The sequence below is a fragment of the Selenomonas sp. genome (assembly GCF_057272215.1).
Window position 1 is genome coordinate 1 of sequence record NZ_DBHIUY010000012.1, and the last position, 16,650, is coordinate 16,650.

At 56.6% G+C, this 16,650-nt stretch carries 14 protein-coding genes and 3 tRNA genes; 2 read left to right on the top strand and 15 right to left on the bottom strand.

Translation table 11 applies throughout. The annotated features are described in order from the left end of the window. On the top strand, positions 1–215 hold a 215-nt coding region (locus ACO5Z0_RS10260; RefSeq protein ID WP_485650229.1), incomplete at its 5' end, for a hypothetical protein. Positions 216–282: 67 nt separating this feature from the next. Here the strand turns inward: ACO5Z0_RS10260 and ACO5Z0_RS10265 are convergent. From ACO5Z0_RS10265 to ACO5Z0_RS10290, 6 genes are all read right to left on the bottom strand, one after another. Beyond that, positions 283–360 (bottom strand) — tRNA-Arg (locus ACO5Z0_RS10265). 24 nt (positions 361–384) lie between these two features. Next, positions 385–461 (bottom strand) — tRNA-Ile (locus tag ACO5Z0_RS10270). Positions 462–534: 73 nt separating this feature from the next. After that, positions 535–609: transfer RNA gene (locus ACO5Z0_RS10275), tRNA-Gly, on the bottom strand. A gap of 94 nt (positions 610–703) precedes the next feature. Then, entirely contained in the window at positions 704–1,069 is a 366-nt protein-coding gene (locus ACO5Z0_RS10280; RefSeq protein WP_485650230.1) for a HepT-like ribonuclease domain-containing protein, read from the bottom strand. Further along, positions 1,059–1,373 (bottom strand): nucleotidyltransferase family protein, encoded by a 315-nt coding sequence (locus ACO5Z0_RS10285; RefSeq protein WP_485650231.1) that lies wholly within the window; start codon positions 1,371–1,373, stop codon positions 1,059–1,061. The genes ACO5Z0_RS10280 and ACO5Z0_RS10285 overlap by 11 nt, the downstream gene beginning before the upstream one ends. Continuing rightward, positions 1,374–1,925: a phosphoribosyltransferase family protein gene (locus ACO5Z0_RS10290; protein ID WP_442674092.1), complete on the bottom strand. Its 552-nt coding sequence runs from the start codon at positions 1,923–1,925 to the stop codon at positions 1,374–1,376. Between the two features lie 188 nt (positions 1,926–2,113). On the opposite strand from ACO5Z0_RS10290, the gene larA reads away from it, so the two are divergent. Further along, positions 2,114–3,385 carry a nickel-dependent lactate racemase gene (gene larA / locus ACO5Z0_RS10295; protein ID WP_485650232.1) on the top strand — a complete coding sequence of 424 codons (1,272 nt, stop codon included), beginning with the start codon at positions 2,114–2,116 and terminating at the stop codon, positions 3,383–3,385. Positions 3,386–3,465: 80 nt separating this feature from the next. Here the strand turns inward: larA and ACO5Z0_RS10300 are convergent, their stop codons facing one another. From ACO5Z0_RS10300 to ACO5Z0_RS10340, 9 genes are all read right to left on the bottom strand, one after another. After that, complete coding sequence (locus tag ACO5Z0_RS10300) at positions 3,466–4,833, bottom strand: FAD-dependent oxidoreductase (protein WP_485650233.1); 1,368 nt, start codon at positions 4,831–4,833, stop codon at positions 3,466–3,468. A 105-nt stretch (positions 4,834–4,938) separates the two neighbouring features. Beyond that, a complete protein-coding gene (locus ACO5Z0_RS10305) occupies positions 4,939–5,301 on the bottom strand; it encodes an ArsR/SmtB family transcription factor (RefSeq protein WP_485650234.1) in 363 nt (120 codons plus the stop codon). A 37-nt stretch (positions 5,302–5,338) separates the two neighbouring features. Next, positions 5,339–5,689 (bottom strand): 7(1) septoil knot domain-containing protein, encoded by a 351-nt coding sequence (locus tag ACO5Z0_RS10310; RefSeq protein ID WP_485650235.1) that lies wholly within the window; start codon positions 5,687–5,689, stop codon positions 5,339–5,341. Next, positions 5,690–7,609 (bottom strand): PTS fructose transporter subunit IIABC, encoded by a 1,920-nt coding sequence (locus ACO5Z0_RS10315; RefSeq protein ID WP_485650236.1) that lies wholly within the window; start codon positions 7,607–7,609, stop codon positions 5,690–5,692. 29 nt (positions 7,610–7,638) lie between these two features. Beyond that, positions 7,639–8,547, bottom strand: a complete 909-nt coding sequence (gene pfkB, locus ACO5Z0_RS10320; protein ID WP_485650237.1) for a 1-phosphofructokinase — start codon at positions 8,545–8,547, stop codon at positions 7,639–7,641. Positions 8,548–8,726: 179 nt separating this feature from the next. Continuing rightward, positions 8,727–10,643 (bottom strand): polysaccharide deacetylase family protein, encoded by a 1,917-nt coding sequence (locus ACO5Z0_RS10325; RefSeq protein ID WP_485650238.1) that lies wholly within the window; start codon positions 10,641–10,643, stop codon positions 8,727–8,729. A gap of 47 nt (positions 10,644–10,690) precedes the next feature. Continuing rightward, complete coding sequence (locus tag ACO5Z0_RS10330; RefSeq protein WP_485650239.1) at positions 10,691–11,716, bottom strand: glycosyl hydrolase family 18 protein; 1,026 nt, start codon at positions 11,714–11,716, stop codon at positions 10,691–10,693. A 74-nt stretch (positions 11,717–11,790) separates the two neighbouring features. Then, positions 11,791–14,682, bottom strand: coding sequence for a polysaccharide deacetylase family protein (locus ACO5Z0_RS10335; protein ID WP_485650240.1), 2,892 nt, complete (start codon positions 14,680–14,682; stop codon positions 11,791–11,793). Further along, complete coding sequence (locus tag ACO5Z0_RS10340; RefSeq protein WP_485650241.1) at positions 14,679–16,649, bottom strand: glycosyltransferase; 1,971 nt, start codon at positions 16,647–16,649, stop codon at positions 14,679–14,681. Before ACO5Z0_RS10340 ends, ACO5Z0_RS10335 begins: the two co-directional genes overlap by 4 nt. Position 16,650 lies beyond the last annotated feature (1 nt).

Sequence of the window (16,650 nt, forward strand, 5' to 3'; positions counted from 1 at the left end):
GATTCATTTCTGCATTGTTTAGTTTTCAAGGAACACCGCCGAATTCTTTCGGCTGTCCGCCGCTCTTACAAATCGGCTTTGTCATTGTATCGCATAGGGCTTTTCTTGTCAAGCGCTTTTTTCGCTGCCCGTTCGCCAGAACGATCTTATTCACCGAAAACGTTTGCACTCAATCCGATCCCTTGCGTACCGCCTTACAGCGACTTTTACAATGATATAGGATTCCACTCTGCTTGTCAATACCCTTTTTGATTTTCTTTTTAAAAATCTTTGGGCTGAGAATGGTGTCCTGGGAGGGACTCGAACCCCCGACCCTTTGATTCGTAGTCAAATACTCTGATCCAACTGAGCTACCAGGACATGTCATTTTCCCTGCATGAAGTATGGTGGGCCCACCAGGACTCGAACCTGGGACCGGCCGGTTATGAGCCGGCTGCTCTAACCAACTGAGCTATAGGCCCGAAGAAGCCACTCCTCAATTTGGAGAAAGAAATTCTCGCAACCTGCAAAAGCGTTGCGAGATATAGAAGCAAATGGAGCGGAAAACGAGGCTCGAACTCGCGACCCCCACCTTGGCAAGGTGGTGCTCTACCACTGAGCTACTTCCGCTTGATTCGCCCGCCGCACACACGCGCTGACTGACAGAGTATATTCTAGCGGTTCTCACCTCGTTTGTCAACACCTTTTCTGATGTTTTTCGCAATCAAGCATACCAATCCGACGGCGATTCACCACGATAAATCTCTTGCAGCCGCTCATACAGTGCAGGAATGTCTTTCGTCACGGTCTCCCACAGCAAGTCTTTATCCAGTGACTCGTACTCATGCGCAAAAAGATTTCTCATCCCCCGCATTTCAGCCCAAGGCATATTTGCATATCTCGTCCTGAACTCTTCTGACATTCGTTTGGAAAGCTCTCCTATTTGAAAAAGTGCCATAGAGCACGCATTGCAGAACACATGGTCACGCTTAAACCTTTCTTGAGAAGTCTCAAATCGCTCTACAGTCTCAAAAATCTCCTCACAATGCCGCAGGATATGCTTTGCGATCTGCCTGTCTCTATCGTTCATAAAGCAACACTTCATCCTTCTGGAGATTCGCTCTAAATGCCTCAGAATCAGGAATCTTGCTTAAAAGATCGAGCTTCGTTCCCAATGCATCTTCAAGTTCCGAATAGATGCCGCCCAACATGAAAAAGCTCTCTATATCACCTTCGATGCGCAGGTCGATATCACTCTTTTCGGTCGCATTCCCTCTGGCATACGAGCCAAAGAGATATGCTTTCCGTATGGGGTATCTTTGGCACACGGGGGTAATGCGTTCTCGTATAATCGGAATCGACAACATGGCCGCACCTCCTCGCAACTCTCCCATTCACTGCGCATCAAAAAGCGGCAGCGCTTCTAAGAAGATCAGATCCTTCCTCTCTGCCGCCGCCCCTTCCGCCAGCACGCACGCTTCGCCGACGATCTTGCCGCCCGCCTTGTCTGCAAGCTCCATCAACGCCTTCATCGAGCCGCCCGTCGACACGACGTCGTCGAGAAGCAGCACATTCTTCCCTGCGATGCGCGCCTTGTCCACGCCGTCGAGGCAGAGCTTCTGCACGCCCTTCGTTGTGATCGAGCGATCTTCGACCCAGACAGCGTCATCCATGTACGCCTTGACGGACTTCCTTGCGACGACGTAACGCTTCATGCCGAGACAGCGCGCCAGTTCCGCTGCGAGGGGGATGCCTTTTGTCTCCGCCGTCAAAATGACTTCCGTTTCTTTCGGCATCTTTTCAGCAAGCGCCTGTGCGCAAGCGGCAGTCAGCTCAACGTCGCCGAGCATGATGAAGCCCGCAATCGCCAACGTGTCCGTCACATTCAAAATCGGCAGTTCTCGCCGAATGCCCGCCACCGTCAAGTTGTAAAACCGTTCTGCCATCGCTTTGAAAACCTCCGTCGTTGCCCTGCAGCCGTCATGTGATGCGGCCGCGCATAGTCCTGCGTCTTGTTTTTTCTTATTATAATGGAATTTTCCCATAAGTGCAAATCCTTTCATTGCCCAAACGATTCGCCCTATGTTATAATAATACTCGCCAGAGAATCATAACAAAAAAGGAGCGTGGAATAATGCAGTTGAAAATTCCTTACAGCAAAGGAAAAATGGAAATTCATGTCCCTGACGAGAATTTCCTTGGCGTACTCGAATCCCACCCCGAAGGCAAAGAACAGCAAGGCACACAAGCGGAAATCGTCGAACGTGCACTTGACAACGCGATCGGCAGTCCGAAGCTCGAAGAACTCGTCCGCGGCAAGAAGCGCATGGTCATCATCACGAGCGATCACACGCGCCCCGTGCCGAGCCGCGTGACGATGCCGATCCTCCTGCGCCGCATCCGTGAGGCAAACCCCGCGATTGACATCACAATCCTCATCGCGACGGGCTTCCATCGCGCGACGACGCACGAAGAGCTCGTCGACCGCTTCGGCGAGGACATCGTCAAAAACGAGAAGATCGTCATCCACGATTCACAGGACGACGCGGCGATGGCAGATCTCGGTCTTTTGCCGTCGGGCGGCAAACTGCTCATCAACCGCACGGCGATTGACACCGATCTTCTCATCGCCGAAGGCTTCATCGAGTCGCACTTCTTCGCGGGCTTTTCGGGCGGCCGCAAGGCGATCCTGCCGGGCATCGCATCCGCCAAGACGGTCATGGCGAATCACTGCAGCAAGTTCATCAAGAGCGACAAGGCTCGCACGGGCATCCTCGACGGCAACCCCATCCACCGCGACATGCTCCACGCGGCGAAGGAAGCGAAGCTCGCCTTCATCCTGAACGTCGTCATCAATGCGGAGAAGGAAGTCATCGCCGCCTTTGCCGGCGACAGCCAAGAAGCGCACGTCACGGGCTGCGACTATGTGCGCACGCTCGCCGAAATCAAGCGCAACCCGTCCGACATCGTCGTATCGACGAACGGCGGCTATCCGCTCGATCAGAACATCTATCAGGCGGTCAAGGGCATGACGGCAGCCGAGGCGAACTGCAACGAGGGCGGCGTCATCATCATGGTCGCAGCCTGTAACGACGGGCACGGCGGCGAATCCTTCTACAAGACCCTGAAGGCTGCAAAGACGCCGCGCGAACTGCTCGACCAAATCGAAGCGACGCCGCAGGAAGATACGCTGCCCGACCAGTGGGAGATGCAGATCCTCGCGCGCATCCTCGACCGCTTCACGGTCATCATGGTCACCGACCTCTGCGATGCCCAAATGATCCGCGACATGCACATGGAGCACGCGCTGACCTTCGACGAGGCGCTGAAACGCGCTTTCGAGATCAAAGGCAAGGACGCAAAGGTCACCGTCATCCCCGACGGCGTTTCCGTCATCGTGCGCTGAGGCAATGAAAAGAGGGCAACAAAAAAAGGGCTGCGGATGCAGCCTTTTTTGTTACCCTCTTTTCGTTCAGACAAACCCCTTCAAGCGAAGAGATCGTTGAAGGCTTCTGTCATCGTCGGATGTGTATAGACAGCGTTCGCGAGAGTACTCGCCGTAATTCCTGCATCCATCGCCATCTTGACGACATTGATCATTTCCTGTGACTCAGGGCAAAAGAGATGCACACCGAGAATTTTATCCGTCTTTGCATCCATGATCGCCTTTAAGAGTCCTACAGGATTTTTAAGCACCTGCGCTTTCGGGACGGCGGCAACCGCCAGTTTTCGCACGACGACCTCGAAGCCTTTCGCGCGCGCTTCTTCCTCTGTCATCCCCACGCGCGAAAGAGGCGGATCTAAGAATACCGTGTAGGGAACAGCGCCGCGATTCTGTGTCGTGCGCTCTCCCGCACCGACCAAGGTATCCTTGACAATGCGGAAATCATCGAGCGAGATATAGGTGAACTGCAAGCCGCCTGTGACATCGCCCATTGCCCAGATATGCTCCGCTGTCGTTTGCAGCTTCTCGTCGACAGCGATCGCACCGCGCTCTGTCAGTTTCACACCCGCCTTTTCCAGCTGCAAAGCGGAAAGCTCCGGACGTCTGCCCGTTGCGATGAGAACGGCGTCTGCCGTGAGACGCCGTTCGCCCTCGGGCGTTTCCAGCGTAAGTGCGGCGCAGCCAGCCTCGTCCTTGATGCCGCGCACCTTCGTACTCTTCACGACGACAACGCCGCGTTCTTTGAGTGACTGCTCCACGCAGGCGGCGATCTCCAGATCTTCGCGCGGAATAAAATCCGCCGTATCCTGCACAACTGTGACGGCAGAACCGAAATTCGTATAGTAGGACGCAAACTCCAAACCGATGTAGCCGCCGCCAATGATGACGAGCTTTTTCGGAAGTTCCTCAAGCTCCATCATAGTCTCGCTCGTATAGACATGCGCACTTTCCTTAACCCCCGGAATCGGCGGCACAAAAGGAGATGCGCCCGTATTGATGAAGATCCGATCCGCTTGCACGGCGCTGTCGCCCGATTCAGAAGCGATGCGCACCGTATGCGCATCAACAAAAGAAGCCTCGCCGTCGAGTATGACGACACCCGCCGCTTTGACCTTTTCGTAGTTTTTCTGACGAAGCATCGCCGTCAAGCGCCTTTTTTCTCTGATCGCAGCCCGATAACGCACCGCCCGCGCTGCAAAATCACCGCCTGCCGCCGCCGAAAGCCGAGCGCTGTACTCAAGCGACTTCGACGGGATGCACGCGACGTTGATGCAGGTACCGCCATAACGCTCCTTTGACCGTTCGACAAGCGCGACGGATTCGCCGCGCTTCGCCAAAAAGCCCGCCAACGTCTTGCCCGCCTTGCCAAAGCCAAGGATCAGATTCTGATACCGCTTTGTTTCCTGCATGTAAAATCCTCCTTTATGCCGCATGGATGGTCCATGCTGCCTTTATCCATATATCCAATATATAGTCGCCCCAAGCGTTCAAAGCGGGGAGAAATCTTTCCTTTTCTATCGCGGGCACGAAATGCGCCCGACTGTTTCAATCGTGTGATGCAGCTCCTCGACGAGCGGCGTCGCAGCCGCGCGGTAGTACATCTCCTTGCCTTCGCGGCGCGAGGTGATTAGTCCGCTCGTTTTCAAAAGCCGCAGATGATGCGAGATCGCCGGACTTGACATCTGCATATAGGCGGCGATGTTGATCACGCATTCCTCATAGTGACAAAGAAACCAGAAGATATGCAGCCGCGTCGCGTCACCGAGCTGCTTCATCGCCGCCGATACCGTGACGAGTGTTTCCGCATCCGGCATATTGGGCAGAAAGTTCTCTTGCTGTCCGTGATCGTGCGGCAGGCGCACAGGTGTTTCCTGCATATCCTTACAATCCCTTCAAAGTGATTTGCTGCATCGCCTACTGCGTCACGCCGGGAAAAGCATCGACGAATTTGATCGTGATATCGGGGAAGTGATCGACGAATTGGATCTTGAAATCTTCGCCGAAGTCCACGAACTGCCACTCACCCACATCATGGGGAAACGACTCGACCGTCTTAACCTTGAGGTCGGGAAACGATTGTTTCACTTGAACCTTGATGTCGGGGAAATGTTCCACAACGCGCACCTTGCCCGCCAGACGTATGCCCTTGAAATAGCCGTCCTTCGTGATCTTTTCACTCGATGCCGAAGCGACAGATGCAAGGCAAAGGAGGGCGAGCGTCAAAAAGAGCGCACCGCTTTTTTTCATCAGCGTCTTCATTTTCATTTACGCCACCTTCTTCTTGACGATGCCGAGGCAAAGCGCACTGAGGACGGCGCCGGCGAAGATCGCCACGAGATAGAGCAGCGGATTGCCGATCGTCGGCACGACGAAGATGCCGCCATGCGGTGCGCGAAGCGTGCAGTCGAAGAACATCGACAGTCCGCCCGCCGTCGCCGAGCCGATGACGCACGACGGAATCACGCGCAGGGGATCGGCTGCCGCAAACGGAATCGCGCCCTCCGTGATGAACGAAAGCCCCATGATGTAGTTGACAACGCCCGACTTCCTCTGCTGCTCCGTGAAGCGGCTCTTGAAGAATGTCGTTGCAAGTGCGATGGCGATCGGCGGCACCATGCCGCCTGCCATGACCGCCGCCATGATGCCGTACTCGCCCGACACGAGCATACCTGTGCCGACGACGTACGCCGCCTTGTTCACGGGACCGCCCATGTCGACCGCCATCATGCCGCCCATGAGGAGTCCGACGAAGATGCGGCTTGACGTATCCATGCCTTTCAAGGTCTCGATCATCCAGTTGTTGATGTCCACTACGGGCGGGTTGATTACAAAGTTCATGATGACGCCGATGAGAAAGACGCCAAGGAGCGGATAGAGCAGGACGGGCTTGATGCCTTCCAAAGAGTGCGGCAGATCGGCAAAGACCTTCTTGAGTGCATTGACGACGTAGCCTGCGACGAAGCCGGCGATGAGCGCCCCCAAGAAGCCAGCGCCGCTCGATGCCGCCAAAGCGCCGCCGACGAATCCCACGGCAAGCCCGGGTCTGTCCGCGATGCTCATGGCGATAAAGCCCGCGAGCACGGGCAGCATAAAGCCGAAGGAAATGCCGCCGATGTCCATGAAGGTCTTGGCGTACCAAAGATTCGAGCCGAAGTTGCCGGGATTCGCCGGATCGAAGGTATCCAAGAGGAACGCGAGAGCGATGAGGATGCCGCCGCCGATGACGAACGGTAGCATGTGCGATACGCCATTCATCAAGTGCTTATAGATCTGGCGCATGATGCTCTCATCGTCCGCCGCGCTCTCTTCTGCCGCCGCGCCGCCCGCATGATGATAGATCGGCGCGGAGCCGGAAAGCGCTTCGTCTAAGAGCGCGTCCGCCTTGTTGATACCGTTTGCAACCTTCGTCTGGATCACAGGCTTGCCGTCAAAACGCGCCATCTCGACGTTTTTGTCCGCCGCGACGATGATGCAGGCGGCTTCAGCGATCTCCTGCGCTGTCAGCACGTTCTTCGCGCCGCCCGAGCCATTCGTCTCCACCTTGAGGGAAATGCCGCGCTTCTTTGCGTGCTGCTCCAAGCTCTCTGCCGCCATGAAGGTGTGCGCGATGCCTGTCGGGCAAGCCGTGACGGCGAGGATCTTCTTCGCGCTTGCCGCCGGTGCGGCGCTTGCCGGCGGTGCGGCTTCCTCTGCAGCGGCGGGCGCAGGCTCTTTCGCCGCCTCGAACTTGCCGTCCTCCTTCGCGTCGATGAGCGAGAGGAATTCTTCCTTCGACTTCGCTGCAATCAGCGCTTCCTTGAAGTCGGGATCCATGATCATCGTCGCGAGCTTGCTCAGGACTTCAAGATGCACATCGGCTTCTGCCGCGGGTGCGGCGATCTCGAAGAAGAGGCGCGAGGGGTTGCCGTCCATCGCCTCGAAATCCATGCCTTCCGGCACCGTCATCGCCGCAAGCCCCGGCGCCTTGACGCCCGCGCTCTTCGCGTGCGGCGTCGCGATGCCGTCGCCGAGTCCCGTCGTGCCCGACGCTTCCCGCGCCAGCACGTCTTTCTCGTACTGCGCCTTGTCCGAGAGATTGCCGCCCTTTTCCATCAATCCCGTCAAGATGGCGATGGCGTCATTTTTATCTTTCGGCTGTACGCCGAGCGCAATGCTCTCGCTCTTCAATAAGTCCGTGATACGCATATCGACCGTTCCTTTCTATCAGCCAACATTCAGCCGATCGTTTTCAACAATGCCTCAACTTCAGGACGCGTCGCGAGATTTTCAGAAAACGCCGAAGCGGAACCCGTCGCAACGCCCATAAAAAAAGCGCTCTCCCACGAGCCGCCCGACTCCGCAAAACCGGCGAGGAAGCCCGCGACCATCGAATCGCCCGCGCCGACGGAGTTGACAAGCGTACCCTCAGGCGCAGGGCTTCGGAAGGATTCTCCCGTCTCCGTCAGGAAGAGCGCGCCGTCGCCCGCCATCGAGATCAGGACATTTTTCGCTCCCATCTCCTGCAGTTTTTTCGCGTGCGCGAGGATGTCCTTCTCCGTCTTTAGCTCCGTATCAAACATTTCGCCAAGCTCATGATTGTTCGGCTTGATGAGCCAAGGGCCGTACTTCAAGACCTTGCGGAGAAGCCCCTTCGTCGCATCGACGACGATGCGGATGCCGCGGTGCGCGAGCCGCTCCATGATGCGCTCATAGATGTCATCGGGAAGCGTGTTCGGGATGCTGCCCGCAAGGACGAGCGTATCGCCGTCCTTGAGCGTTTCGAGCTTTTGAAAAAGTGCGTTCTGCGCCGCTTTCGCGATCAAAGGTCCCTGCCCGTTGATCTCCGTTTCCTCCTTCGCCTTGATCTTCACGTTGATGCGCGAAAACCCTTCGTCAAGATGCACGAAGTCCGCCTCACAGCCGAAGCTCTTGAACTGCTTTTCGACGGCTTCGCCCGTGAATCCTGCCACGAATCCCAGCGCGCGGCTCTCGTGTCCGAGATTCTTCAAGACCATCGACACATTAAGTCCCTTGCCGCCGGGCAGGATGTTCTCATACGTCGCACGATTGATCTCCCCTCTTGTAAGATCGTCAAGACGCAGGATGTAGTCGAGAGACGGATTAAATGTCACGGTGTAAATCATAGCCTTCACCTCAATCCAAAATGACACCGATTATCGCATTTTCAGTATACCTTGAAAGCGCATGAAAAGGCAAGCGGAATCGAAGGGCGCTCAGCTATTTCCCCGAATGTGTGCGGCACGAGGGAAAAACAAACAAAAAGCGCAGCCAACAAAAGACTGCGCTCTTCCTGTCTATTTTCTCAAAACGGACTGACCTTTTTCACTTCAAGCGGCGGCACTTGTTTCATCGTTTGTTCATAATCCCCCGTCAGGTAGTCACCGAGAAGACCGACTTTGAATTTGCCCGGATGGCCGTCGGGCAGGAGGTCGTTCGCGGTCAGAAGCATATCGAGCGCCGGCGCAGTGCGCATGGCGGTCGCGCTCATGTGCATGACGAGGATCGCGCCGCGCTTGACCGAGCCGTCGTCTTCGTGCGTCAGACGGTGCAGGATGCCGACGAGCGATTCCAAGGATACGGCGTTGTAGTCTTCCGTACTGCCGCTGCCGTTGACGATGTAGTGAAAGCCGCTCTTCAAGATGCTCGCGACGCCCGAGCGGCTCACGGCAAGCGTCGGCGGCCGCAGGATGCGCGTCAAGGCGTATCTGCCCGACGGCAGTTTCATGTCGCCCATCGTCAGTGCAAGTTTCTCATAGGATGATCTTACGTCGTTTTCGTAAGTTTCCTCATCCATAACGGCTTTGTTTTTGCCATTTTTATCGGGCACGCACATCGGCGTATGCGTGTCTGTATGACTGCCGATCTCGTTGCCTGATTCCACGATAGCGCGCAGAAGGCTCGGATTGTTATGGATGTTCTTCGTGATGACGAAGAACGTACCTGCGACATGGTGCTTCTTCAAGACGGCAAGCAAATGGTTGATCGAATCGTCGCTGCCCCAATCGTCAAAGGTGAAGAACACCGTCTTATCTGCCGCGGTCTTGACGATGCCCGTCTTATCGGCTTTGCGCATTTCGATGCGCGAGAAGCCAAACATGCGGTCGGTCTCGCCGACCTCGGGAGCGCCGACGTAGTATTTGTAAAATGCTTTCGTCAGCTCGCCGCCCGCCAGTTTTTTCTCCGTGGAGTATGGACGGACTTCTTCGGGCAGCGCCGCCAGATCGACGGGGTAGGTGAACAGCTCGTCGGTATCGCGCAGAACGTCGAGGACGGAGCAGACGCGATAGCCTGACGCCGCCTGCTCCTTTGCACGTTCTGCGGGCAGAGAGTGCGTCGTGTAGGCGATATTGTCAACCTTCTTCTCTTTCAAGGTGCGCAGAAGCTCGACAGCAAGCGAGGAGCGCGTGTAGTAGTCGGTACGCATGTAAATGATCTCGCCGCGATTAAAGGACGTCGTCCAGCGTCCGAAGAGATCGGGCATGACCTCTTCCGGCGACTGCGCGTCCTTGTGCTTCGACTGCACGGCATTGAAGCCCTGCCCCACGAGGATGCAGCCCATCGCCGACACGGCTTCTCCGATTGCGGCTTCTTCCGCGCCCGACATCTGGCGCACGACATTCGTATCCGCACCGTAGGCGGCAAGCCCTTCGCGGATGCGCTCAATCTGCCCGCAATAGTCGTCGAAGTCCGCACCCGCTTCGGGACGAAGCCCGATGCCCAATTCCTGTCCATAGGCGCGGATAAGCTCGATATTCTTCTTGTTTCGCTGCAGCTCACGCTCCGTGACGAAAAATGTACCGCGCATGTCCTGCGCTTTCATCTCTTCCAAGATTTCCAGCAAAGGCTCTTCCTTTGACAAACCGCCAAAAGTGAAGATAACGGCAGGCTTCGTGCTGCAGATAAAGCGCTGCTTCTCAGCAATGCGCCCGTGGTTCTGCCGCCGCAGCGCATCGTAAGCGCCCCATGCGGCAGGCGTCTGCTTCTCCGTCGGAGCTTCTGGCGCTTTCGTCTCGTCGCTCGCCTCGACGGCAGCAAAAGATTCCGGCGTCGCTTCCGAGCCTTCCGTACCGGCGAGCGCCGCCAGCCTCGATGCTTCGAAGGCGGCGTCAATCGCCGCCCGATCCGCCGCAGGCGCAGCAGCTGCCGGAGTGCCGCAGACGGCGACGAGTGCGAAGCTCAGTGCACAAAGCGCGCGTTGCGGTCCTCTGCTTTTTCTCATTTTCCAGTTGCGCATGACGTGTCCCTTCTTTTTCTGCTCTTTCCAACTTACTCACGGCTCACATCGGCGAGATCGATGTTGCCGCCGAGCCGCCATATACCCACGGACTCGACACCGCTTTCCGCCGCCAGTGTGATCCATGCGTTCAGCGTCTCAGCATCGGCATACCAAACCTCATTGTCATGCCCGTCCGCCGAAAACTTGAAGTGGAGCGCCGCACTCTCAGCATCGCGCTCGGGCTGCTTTTCGTACTGCTCCGCAAGCTCCGCCGCTTCCTTCTCACTGAGGAATCTCTTCTCTCCGCCCTTCATGCCAAAGAGCGCGTAATCCTGCCACAGGCAGCCGCCCGTTGCGAAAGCGACGGACTTCTTACCCGGCAGAGCTTCCATCTTCTGCAGGGTCTTTTGGATAAATTCGCGATCCGCCTTCGGTCCCGGGTCGTTGTGTTTGCCGTGGAGATTGTAAAACATCACGACATACTCCGGTCCCTCGGGCAGTCCCACATCGTAAGCCATCGACGGTTCAAGCACGATGCGCAGTTTCAAGTTGCGCTCTTTCGCGACTTCGGCAAGTTTCTTCGTAAAGGCGACATAGCGCGTCACAAGCGCCTCATCCTTGCGGAAGTTCTCATAATCAAGCTCGATACCCTCCATGCCAAAATCCTGCGCCAGATCCGCCATAGCATCCGCTTCATCTTCGATCCCCTCATCGGTCGCCAAGATGCGGCTCAGGATTTCCTTGTCCTTTTCCACACGCTTTTTTCCCACGATGTCGTTCGTGAACGTCAGATAGCGCTCCACCTTTCGTATGCGATAGGAATTTACGAGCGTCTGCACCTCTTTCGGAATATGAAAATTATCGTCCTCATCGTAGCACACGGCAAAGATGGAAACCTTCGCGAGTTTCTCACGCGTCGCCCGGTAGTCCTCTTCACCGCTCTTCACATCCCAGTACACCTGCCAAGTAGCAAACTCCACGGGCGTATGCGGCGCACTCTTCAACGGCTCTGCCTTCGCGCATCCCCCCAGCGAAACGACTGCGATAAGAAAAAGCCCCAACATCAACCATCGCATGAAACAACCTCCCTCTTCCCCCATATACATGAAGGGCGCAAAGGTTTCTGCACCTCGCACCCTTCTTTTCTTAATTATACATAATCAAGGAACCAGCGCAAGACGCTTTCCCAAATTTCTTTGACCCTGTGCTGCACCTTTTCCATACCCGTATACTCGCTCGAATAGAGAAGCTGCTCCTCGTCGCTTGTCTTTCCCGTCTCCGTCAAGACGCGCACCTTTTTGAACACGCCGTCGTAAACGTCGTCGGCGAGATTTCTCTGGCTCCATGCTTCCCCTTGCCATGACGAGCCAAGGAATACGCTGCCGCTCTCCGTGCGGCTCAAGAGGATGTCCTCGGGACCTATATGACCGTCGACTTCGACGCTCAAGCGGTCATCTTTCAAATGAATCGTCAGCTTGCATTTGCCGCGGCGATGGAAGCTCGCGCGTCCCTCATAAGGCGCGGCGCCGTCTTCGACGGTAGCGGCATACGCCTCACGCTCCTCATTGGCGCGCCCCATGTACTCATTGGCAGCAGCGGGCGAAGTCGCGTAGAGTGCGAAAGCTTCGTTTTCCCCTACCTTCGCCTCTTGGTGCGCCTCCTCGACGGAAAGAATCTTCTCGCCGAGAATCACAGGCAGTTTTTCACGATAAAGCTCGTGCTTTTCGCCGCCCTTGATTTCCTCGACAACAAGCTGATCGTTGACGAGCACGATGCCAACAGCTTCCGCCAAATCGACGGAACTGCGCAGGAAAATCTGCTGCGAGCCGAAAGCGTTCCCCTCAAGCTCCGCTTCGAAGCGAAGGTCGCGCAAATCTTCGACGTCAGCAAGACGTGCTACCGCCTTGCCCTCGGGCAAGGTCGTGAGGATCAATGTTTCCTCTTTGCACTCCAATGCGCCTTCCTTGAGATCCCATGCACGGCGGCCTTCTGCACGGCCTTCGACGAAGGAAAGACTCCCGTCCGTATCGTAGTTGATGCGCATGAGAAGATGATTGATCGGCCAATACGGCTGCGGCTGCATCCGCGTGAGATCGTAGAGACTGCTCGTGCGCTTGTTCAGCACAAAGCCTTCGCGATTGAAGTTCATCGGGAAAATGTCGCGGATCCAGCGTTCGTTGACGGCGCTGACGCGCGGATTGTTGCCGAACCGCCCCGTGTTTGCATGCATGAGCACATGCGCGCGCGGCACATAGCCAAGCTCCTCTTCGTATACATCGCGAAGCCGCGTGTAATCGTAGGTGACGCGGCGCTCCATCTGGCGCTCGCTCTCCGTCGGTATGCCGTCCTTGTCGCGGATGTAGTCCATCAAGTAGTGGTTGTAACGACGGTCGAGATAGCGGCTCACCAAATTGAAACGCAGCGGATCAAGCTCTCCGAGGAAATCACCGTAGCGGTCAAAGACGTTGATGTAAGCGAGACGGTAGCCGTTCGACCCCATTTCCCAATAGGTCGAGCTTTCCAACTCTTTTAAGTCCTTCGGGCTTAAAAATTTCGTATCTTCCTTGATAAACTTCTCGGGATACGTCATCATCGTCGCCTTGAGGTTCAAATCCTCCATGATCTCCTGTGCAAAAATCGCCGTATCGCGCCGCCCATCCTCAAACATGAGGAAGAGCGACCGCGGCGGCAAAGGCTTGCCGTTTTGATAGTAGTCGAGAACATCCTGCTGCGATATGGTCACATAGCCTTGCTCTTTGAGTTCTGCAAGGTGCAGACGCAGCTGCTCTTTACCGATGAGCGTCGATGTTTCCCCGTTCCGATCGACGCCGAAGTAAGAGAGCGCGATAAAGCCGTGATCCTCCTCACTCACCGCCGCTACCGCGAACGGTTCGTACGTCTTGAGCGTGAAAAAAAGCTCTATGAGAATCCACACCATCGCAGCTAAGAGGACGAGTTCGAAAACGACGCGCCCCTGCTTCATGCGGTTCTTCCTGCGCGTGAACGGCGCGTCAGCAAGCGTGGCTGACGCTTCCGCCGCACGTTTCATCGCTTCGGCTTTCTGCTCCGCCGTTTCCAGAAATTCGGTCTGTGCCGAGGTCTGTTCCTGCGCACATTCCGGCGGGGGCTTTGCCGCTGCATTCGGCTGCGCAGGCGATGCCTCTGCAGCAGGCGGCTCGTTTGCGCTTGCTGCGGGCGGCTCCGGCTGCATCGTCTGCACCGATTCGTCGGGCGGTTCTGCCTGCGGCGCCTGCACCGATTCTCCGGGCGGCTCTGCCTGCGGCGTCGCCTGCGCCGATTCTTCGGGCGGCTCTGCCTGCGATGCCTGCGCCGATTCTTCGGGCGGCTCTGCCTGCGGCGTCGTCTGTACCGATTCGTCGGGCGGTTCCTGCGCCTTTACCGGCTCGGCTTGCCGCTCTTGCGGCGGCTCCATTTCCTGCGCCTGCGGCTCCTGCTGCTGCGGCGGATGTGTCGGCTGTGGCACGGAGACTTGCTGCGGCGGCGCTTGCGGCTGTACCGAATACGGCTGCTGCGGTACAAATGGCGGCTGCATATATTGCGGCTGCACAAACGGCTGCACGGGCTGTACAAACGGCTGCTGCGCCCCGCTTTGCGGCGGCATCGGCATGACCTGCACCCATTGCGGCTGCCCTTGCGCGTTCGGTATACACGTCAAAAGCGGCATACCCGGCATCCCCGGCATCGCCTGCACGAGCGGCTGCAGCTGTTGTGGCCGCGGCTGTTGGGACGGCTGGCTATGGCTCTGCGGCGCTGACGGCTGCACCTGCTGCTGCGGCGGATTTCCTCCGGGCGGCGGCGGCAATACCTGCATGTAAGGCATGTACGGCATATACATAGGCTGCATATACGGCACATAGCCCATACCCTGCACATTCTGCGGCGGTGCGTTCGCTGGATTTTGTCCGACGACAGGCTCCTGAGGCTGCGCTTCCTGGTGCGCCTTTTGTTTCTCTGCCTGCGCCCGTGCGTTGTCTATGCCTTGTTCTAAGCGCACAAAGACGCGTTTCTTACTCTGCTTCATGCTGTCTTACCCACGGTGCCGACCATCGCGGCAGAACCTTCCATCTCCGCATCTTTCTCTTTCTTCTTTCTTTCCCTTTCTTTCTTCTTATTCAACTCGGCAATATCAGCGAGCGTCATGCGCGTGCCCCATGTCGTCTTCCAGAACGTAACCCACGCGACAGGCATCTGCCACAGGAGAACGGCTTCATAGTAAATGCAGAACCACAGAGCGTAAATCCATGTCGTGCTGCGGCGGATAAGAAGCTGCGCCATACTCATGAGAAGCGCCATCATGAGCATACCGATGAGGAATGTCGTCGGAAACACGCGATGCATGATAGGAATATACAACAGGTTGTAGATAACGATGACGGGAGCGGCGATCGGCACGACGACGCCCATGTAGAAGCCCAGCGACATGAACGGCTCCTTCTTCCACATGTAGCGGCTTGCGATCAGCGACTCGCGCAGCCACGAGCGCTTCCAGCGCATCTGCTGCCGCAAAAAGACGTGGTAAGAGCGCGGCACGATCGTCATACAGACCGCCGAATCCTGATACGTCGTACGATTGTATCGCAGGATGAAGTTCGTCATGCTGCGGTCGTCGCCGAACGTCGCTTTCTGTCCGAGAAAACGCTGGTTGAGCCATGCGTCCATATACTTCAAGACGAGATCCTTGCGGTAGCAAGAGAGCGGCCCCGAAAGGCACGTCGCCGCATCGAAGTAACCTTCCGCCGCTTTCATGATGCGAAAGGCGATGGAATAGCGCACCGCCTGCATCTTCGTCAGGGAATTCGTGTAAGTGTTCGCAACGTCCGTGCGCCCTGAGACGCCGCCCATTTCCTTATCCTTGAACGGCTGCACGATGTTGCGGATGGCAAAAGGATCGAGGAAGCTGTCCGAATCCACGAATACGAGAAGCTCATGCTTCGCGGCTTTCGCCCCCCGCGCCATAGCGTCGCGCTTACCCATATTCTGCGGCTGCTGCAAAAAGCGTATGCGCTCGGAAACGTGGTAAGCATTGTCGCTCGTATCCGCCGCCTTGAGCTGCGCGATCATCTCTTGCACGCGCTCGGCAGAACGATCGTTCGAACAGTTGTCAACAACGATGACTTCAAGTTTATCGACGGGATAATCCTGATTGATACAGCTGTGAATCGTTCGCTGAATCCAATCTTCCTCGTCGAAGCACGGCACAATGATCGAGACGCCGGGCGTATAGTGCGGATCAATGGGCACAGGTCGGTAGAACATCGCAAATAAATAGCGTGAGAGCAAAAACGTCGCGGCAATGATGCTGTAGAGATACAGCCAGCGATTGAACTTAAAATATATGACGGACTCCGCACGCATAAGCACGATGATGAGCGTGATGACAGCAAGGAAAAACGTCGCAAAACCGAACATGTAGCCGCGCCTGCGCGCCCCTGCGTATTCCGCGAGCGTCTGCCTGAATTCAATGCCATAGAGCCTGTCTGAGGCCTGACCGAAGCTCCGAACGACAGTCGCAGGCAGCTTCTTGACCTTCATTTCATAGCCCTCAGGCATCGTTCCCGGCGTAATCTCAAACGTCAGCTTGACCTCGCCCGCAAGACCGACGTCCGGCGTCCCCTCGTCCGCATCCAAGCGCACGAGTATGCCCGTCGTCGAGATGTCCACAGCGTGCGCCGCAATCGTCCTGCCGCCGCCCTGAATCTTCACGGGATAGTCTACGAGGTAACGCTGTCCGTTTTTCGCGTCCTGCTCGTAGAGAACATAGTCATCAGACTCCATGCCGCTCGTCGCGCCGCGGCGGCTGCGATTGCTGCGATGCCCGGTGCTGTCCGGCACATGCGAGAGCAGACGGCGATCTTCCTTCACCGTATAGAGGATCTCCTCTTCTTCCGCTGCTGCGTCTGCCGCCCTGTTCACATGCACGCTGCGCCCAGGTACTGCATTCTTATTCTTTTGATTCTCATCGGCGGGAGGAATCCCCTGCTTTGCCATA